The sequence below is a fragment of the Streptomyces sp. NPDC127097 genome, assembly GCF_042724075.1.
Classification (GTDB): Bacteria; Actinomycetota; Actinomycetes; order Streptomycetales; family Streptomycetaceae; genus Streptomyces.
In genome coordinates this window covers 1-5,419 of the sequence record NZ_JBHXFI010000112.1, presented here as the reverse complement: position 1 = coordinate 5,419, position 5,419 = coordinate 1, and the positions used below count along the sequence as shown (strand labels likewise).

4 protein-coding genes are annotated in these 5,419 nt (G+C 71.7%); all 4 read left to right on the top strand.

Translation table 11 applies throughout. The annotated features are described in order from the left end of the window. A partial coding sequence (locus ACFWJW_RS37450) for an Rne/Rng family ribonuclease (RefSeq protein ID WP_387249840.1) occupies positions 1-2,867 on the top strand: 2,867 nt, incomplete at its 5' end. 227 nt (positions 2,868-3,094) lie between these two features. Continuing rightward, complete coding sequence (gene rplU, locus ACFWJW_RS37445; RefSeq protein ID WP_006605648.1) at positions 3,095-3,415, top strand: 50S ribosomal protein L21; 321 nt, start codon at positions 3,095-3,097, stop codon at positions 3,413-3,415. A 14-nt stretch (positions 3,416-3,429) separates the two neighbouring features. Further along, entirely contained in the window at positions 3,430-3,687 is a 258-nt protein-coding gene (rpmA, locus tag ACFWJW_RS37440) for a 50S ribosomal protein L27 (RefSeq protein ID WP_018088248.1), read from the top strand. 172 nt (positions 3,688-3,859) lie between these two features. After that, a complete protein-coding gene (obgE, locus tag ACFWJW_RS37435) occupies positions 3,860-5,296 on the top strand; it encodes a GTPase ObgE (RefSeq protein ID WP_387249836.1) in 1,437 nt (478 codons plus the stop codon). The last annotated feature ends 123 nt before the right edge of the window (positions 5,297-5,419 follow it).

Sequence of the window (5,419 nt, the reverse complement as noted above, 5' to 3'; positions counted from 1 at the left end):
GCCGTGGCGAGCGTGCCGCGGAGCCGGCCGCCGAGGCGCCCCGTGCCGAGGAGGAGCCCGCGGCGGAGGCACCGCAGCGCGGCCGCCGCCGTGCGCAGCGCCCCCCGACCGCCGTCTTCCAGGCGCCGGTCTTCACCGAGCCGACGTTCCAGACGCCGGAGACCGCGGCCGCCGCTGCCGCGGCCCGCCAGGAGGAGACCCCGGCCGAGCCGGCCGTGGAGGAGCAGCCCGCCGCGGGCGGCCGCCGCCGTCGCCGTCGTGGCGCCCCGGCCGAGCCCGAGCAGGTCTCCGCCGCCCCGGCCGAGGAGCCGGCGGCCGACGAGGCCGCCGCCGAGGCCGAGGCCGAGCCGGAGGCCGAGCAGGCCGAGGGCGGCCGTGGTGAGGATGAGTCCGCCGACCGCCCCTCGCGCCGTCGCCGCCGTGGTGGCCGCCGCCGTCGTCGCGGTGAGGCCGCCGAGGGCGCCGACGAGCAGGCCGCCGACGAGGCCGCGGAGGCGGAGGCCGAGGAGGCCGAGGAGCAGGCCGCCGAGCCGCAGGACGAGGCCGAGGAGCCGGCCGGCGGTTCCAGCAGCAGCCGCCGTCGCCGTCGCCGCCGCCGTCGGACCGGTGAGGCCGCCGAGGCCGAGGCCGGCGGTGCCGACGACCCGGAGCGTACGGTCGTCAAGGTCCGTGAGCCCCGCAAGAAGGACGAGAGCACCAGCGCCGACGAGGTGCAGTCGATCAAGGGATCGACGCGTCTGGAGGCCAAGAAGCAGCGCCGCCGGGAAGGCCGCGAGCAGGGCCGCCGCCGGGTGCCGATCATCACCGAGGCGGAGTTCCTGGCCCGCCGCGAGGCCGTCGAGCGGGTGATGGTCGTCCGCCAGAGCGGCGAGCGCACCCAGATCGGCGTCCTTGAGGACAACGTGCTCGTGGAGCACTTCGTCAACAAGGAGCAGGCGACCTCGTACGTCGGCAATGTCTACCTCGGCAAGGTGCAGAACGTCCTGCCGTCGATGGAGGCCGCGTTCGTCGACATCGGCAAGGGCCGCAACGCCGTGCTGTACGCCGGTGAGGTCAACTTCGAGGCGCTGGGCATGGCCAACGGCCCACGCCGGATCGAGACCGCGCTGAAGTCCGGCCAGTCCGTGCTGGTGCAGGTCACCAAGGACCCGATCGGCCACAAGGGCGCCCGGCTCACCAGCCAGGTCTCGCTCCCCGGCCGCTACCTGGTCTACGTGCCCGAGGGCTCGATGACCGGCATCAGCCGCAAGCTGCCCGACACCGAGCGGGCGCGCCTGAAGCAGATCCTCAAGAAGATCGTCCCCGAGGACGCGGGCGTCATCGTGCGCACCGCAGCGGAGGGGGCGAGCGAGGAGGAGCTGGCGCGCGACGTCCAGCGGCTCCAGGCCCAGTGGGAAGAGATCCAGAAGAAGGCCAAGAGCAGCAGCTCCAGCGCGCCGACCCTGCTCTACGGCGAGCCGGACATGACCGTCCGGGTCGTCCGCGACATCTTCAACGAGGACTTCTCCAAGGTCATCGTCAGCGGTGACGACGCCTGGGAGACCATCCACGGCTATGTCGCGCACGTCGCCCCGGACCTCGTCGACCGGCTCCAGAAGTGGACCTCGGACGTCGATGTCTTCGCGACGTACCGCATCGACGAGCAGCTGATGAAGGCGCTGGACCGCAAGGTCTGGCTGCCCAGCGGCGGTTCGCTGGTGATCGACCGGACCGAGGCGATGGTCGTGGTCGACGTCAACACCGGCAAGTTCACCGGCCAGGGCGGCAACCTGGAGGAGACGGTCACCAGGAACAACCTGGAGGCGGCCGAGGAGATCGTGCGCCAGCTGCGGCTGCGCGACCTCGGCGGCATCATCGTGATCGACTTCATCGACATGGTGCTGGAGTCCAACCGGGACCTGGTGCTGCGGCGCCTGCTGGAGTGCCTGGGCCGGGACCGCACCAAGCACCAGGTCGCCGAGGTCACCTCGCTCGGCCTGGTCCAGATGACCCGTAAGCGGGTCGGTCAGGGCCTGCTGGAGTCCTTCTCCGAGTCGTGTGTGCACTGCAACGGCCGTGGCGTCATCGTCCACATGGACCAGCCGACGACGGCCGGCGGCGGTGGCAAGCGCAAGAAGAAGGGCAAGGCAGAGAAGGCCGAGCCGCACGTCCACGAGGCCGAGGTCGCCGCGCCGACCCCGGACGGTGCCACGCCGGAGCTGGAGCCGGTCGCCGTGACGGAGGCCGAGCTTCAGCCCGCGGTGGCCGAGGCCGACGAGTGGTTCAGCAGCCCGGCCGAGGCCGAGGCGGCCGCCGGGCGTGGCCGTGGCCGCCGTCGGGCGAGCCGGAAGGTGTCCGCTCCGGCGGGCGCCCCGAAGGCCACCGAGCCCACCGAGATCGTCGTGCCGGCCGAGCCGGTGGCGGCACCCGAGCCGGAGCCCGCTCCGGAGCCGGTCGCCGAGGCGCCCGTGGAGGCACCGGCCGCGGAGCCCGCGCCGGCCCGTCCGCGCCGCCGGGTGACCCGTAAGGTGGCCGCGCCGCAGGTGTCCGACGACTCCACGGCGACCGTCGTGATCACCGCCCCGGCGGTGGAGCCGGTCACCGAGCCGGCGCCGGCGGAGCCCGCCGAGGGCGCAGAGGCGGAGACGGAGCCCGCGGCCAAGAAGACCGCGAAGAAGGCGACGACCAAGAAGGCCGCGGCCAAGAAGACCACGGCGAAGAAGACCACGGCCAAGAAGACGGTGGCGAAGAAGACCACCACCGCCAAGAAGGCCACGGCGAAGAAGACCACCGCGAAGAAGACGACGACGAAGAAGGCGGCGGCCAAGAAGACCGCTGCCGCCGAGCAGCCCTCGGTGGCGTCGGTGTCCGCTTCCACGGAGGACTGAGCAGGAAGGCCGTGCCCCGGGCCGTCAGCGGTCCGGGGCCGGTTTGACCCCCTGGTCAAGGCCCCGTAACCTTGACCGTCGGTGTCTGTGACACCAAAACCCCTGAGCACACACCTCTCGGTCCGCCGAGGGAGGCCGCTCGTCCACTCGGATTCCATGGGCCCTATCCCGAGCCCGTGTGAGCGGCTGGCATCAGAGGATCCGTTTCTAGCGAAAGAGAGTTCCGCGTGTACGCGATCGTGCGCACCGGCGGGCGCCAGCAGAAGGTTGCTGTCGGCGACGTCATCGAGGTTGACCGCATTTCCACCAGCAAGGTCGGCGACACCGTCGAGCTCTCGACGCTGCTGGTTGTCGACGGCGACTCGGTCACCAGCGACCCGTGGGTCCTGGCCGGCGTGAAGGTCCAGGGCGAGGTCGTCGACCACCACAAGGGCGACAAGATCCGGATCCAGAAGTACAAGAACAAGACCGGTTACAAGAAGCGGATCGGCCACCGCCAGCTCCACACGGCGCTGAAGATCACCGGCATCGACGCTCCGGCGAAGTAAGGGACTGAGGAGACATGGCACACAAGAAGGGCGCATCGTCCACTCGGAACGGTCGCGATTCCAATGCTCAGCGGCTCGGCGTGAAGCGCTTCGGCGGTCAGGCCGTCCTCGCCGGTGAGATCCTGGTCCGCCAGCGTGGCACCCACTTCCACCCGGGCACGGGCGTCGGCCGCGGCGGCGACGACACCCTGTTCGCCCTTGCTGCCGGTGCGGTGCAGTTCGGCACCCACCGTGGCCGCAAGGTCGTGAACATCGTTCCGGTCGCCGAGTAATCACGGCCCGGACGTAGCTCCACGCATCGCAGCATTCCGAGGGCGGACCGCCTTTTCCCGTGAGAGCGGGAAGGCCGGTCCGCCCTTGGCGCGTTAAACAGAGACATCCGCTCAAGCAGAGACATCCGCGCAGTACCGCGACATCCCGCAGTTATCTGGAGGCACCCCCACCATGACCACCTTCGTGGACCGCGTCGAGCTGCACGTCGCCGCGGGTAGCGGAGGCCACGGCTGTGCCTCCGTTCACCGTGAGAAGTTCAAGCCGCTCGGCGGCCCGGACGGCGGCAACGGCGGCCGTGGCGGCGATGTGATCCTGGTCGTCGACCAGGACGTCACCACCCTCCTCGACTATCACCACCACCCCCACCGCAAGGCCACCAACGGCCAGCCCGGAGCCGGCGACAACCGCGAGGGCAAGAACGGCAAGGACCTGGTCCTGCCGGTGCCGGACGGCACGGTCGTCCTCGACGGCAACGGCGAGGTCCTCGCCGACATGGTCGGCCAGGGCACCACCTTCATCGCGGGCCAGGGCGGCCGCGGCGGCCTCGGCAACGCCGCCCTCTCCTCCGCCCGCCGCAAGGCCCCCGGCTTCGCGCTGCTCGGCGAGCCCGGCGAGGCCCGCGACATCGTGCTGGAGCTGAAGACCGTCGCCGATGTGGCGCTGGTCGGCTACCCGAGCGCCGGCAAGTCGTCGCTGATCTCGGTGCTCTCCGCCGCCAAGCCGAAGATCGCGGACTACCCGTTCACCACGCTGGTGCCCAACCTCGGTGTGGTGACGGCCGGTTCGACGGTCTACACCATCGCCGATGTGCCGGGTCTGATCCCGGGCGCCAGCCAGGGCAAGGGCCTGGGCCTGGAGTTCCTGCGCCATGTCGAGCGCTGCGAGGTCCTGGTGCACGTCCTGGACACCGCGACCCTGGAGTCGGACCGGGACCCGGTCTCCGACCTCGACATCATCGAGGAGGAGCTGGCCCAGTACGGCGGCCTGGAGAACCGGCCGCGGGTGGTCGTCCTCAACAAGGTCGACATCCCCGACGGCCAGGACCTCGCCGACATGATCCGCCCCGACCTGGAGGAGCGCGGCTACCGCGTCTTCGAGGTCTCGGCCGTCGCCCACCAGGGCCTCAAGGAGCTGTCCTTCGCCCTCGCCGACATCGTCGCGAAGGCCCGGGCCGCCAAGCCGGTCCAGGAGGCCACCCGGATCGTGATCCGGCCGCAGGCCGTGGACGACGCCGGCTTCACGGTCACGGAGGAGGGCGAGCACTTCTACCGCGTCCGCGGCGAGAAGCCCGAACGCTGGGTGCGCCAGACCGACTTCAACAACGACGAGGCCGTCGGCTACCTCGCCGACCGGCTCAGCCGCCTCGGTGTCGAGGACGCGCTGCTGAAGGCGGGCGCGCGCGCCATGGACGGCGTGGCGATCGGTCCTGAGGACAACGCGGTCGTCTTCGACTGGGAGCCGACCATGGCGGCCGGCGCGGAGATGCTGGGCCGGCGTGGTGAGGACCACCGTCTGGAGGCGCCCCGGCCGGCCGCGCAGCGCCGCAGGGACCGCGACGCGGAGCGGGACGAGGCCGCCGAGGAGTACGAGCGCTTCCGGCCCTTCTGACGGGCGCCTGACGGGCTTCCGGCGGGCCCATCCATGGGCCCGTCGGGGGACCGCGCCCACGGGTCCGCCCGGCGCACCGCAGCACGGAAACGGGGAAGGCCCCCGGGAGGAGATCCTCCCGGG

Coding starts and splice junctions, on each gene's coding strand:
- rpmA (WP_018088248.1), top strand. CDS start 3,430: ATGGCACACAAGAAGGGCGCATCGTCCACTCGGAACGGTCGCGATTCC.
- obgE (WP_387249836.1), top strand. CDS start 3,860: ATGACCACCTTCGTGGACCGCGTCGAGCTGCACGTCGCCGCGGGTAGC.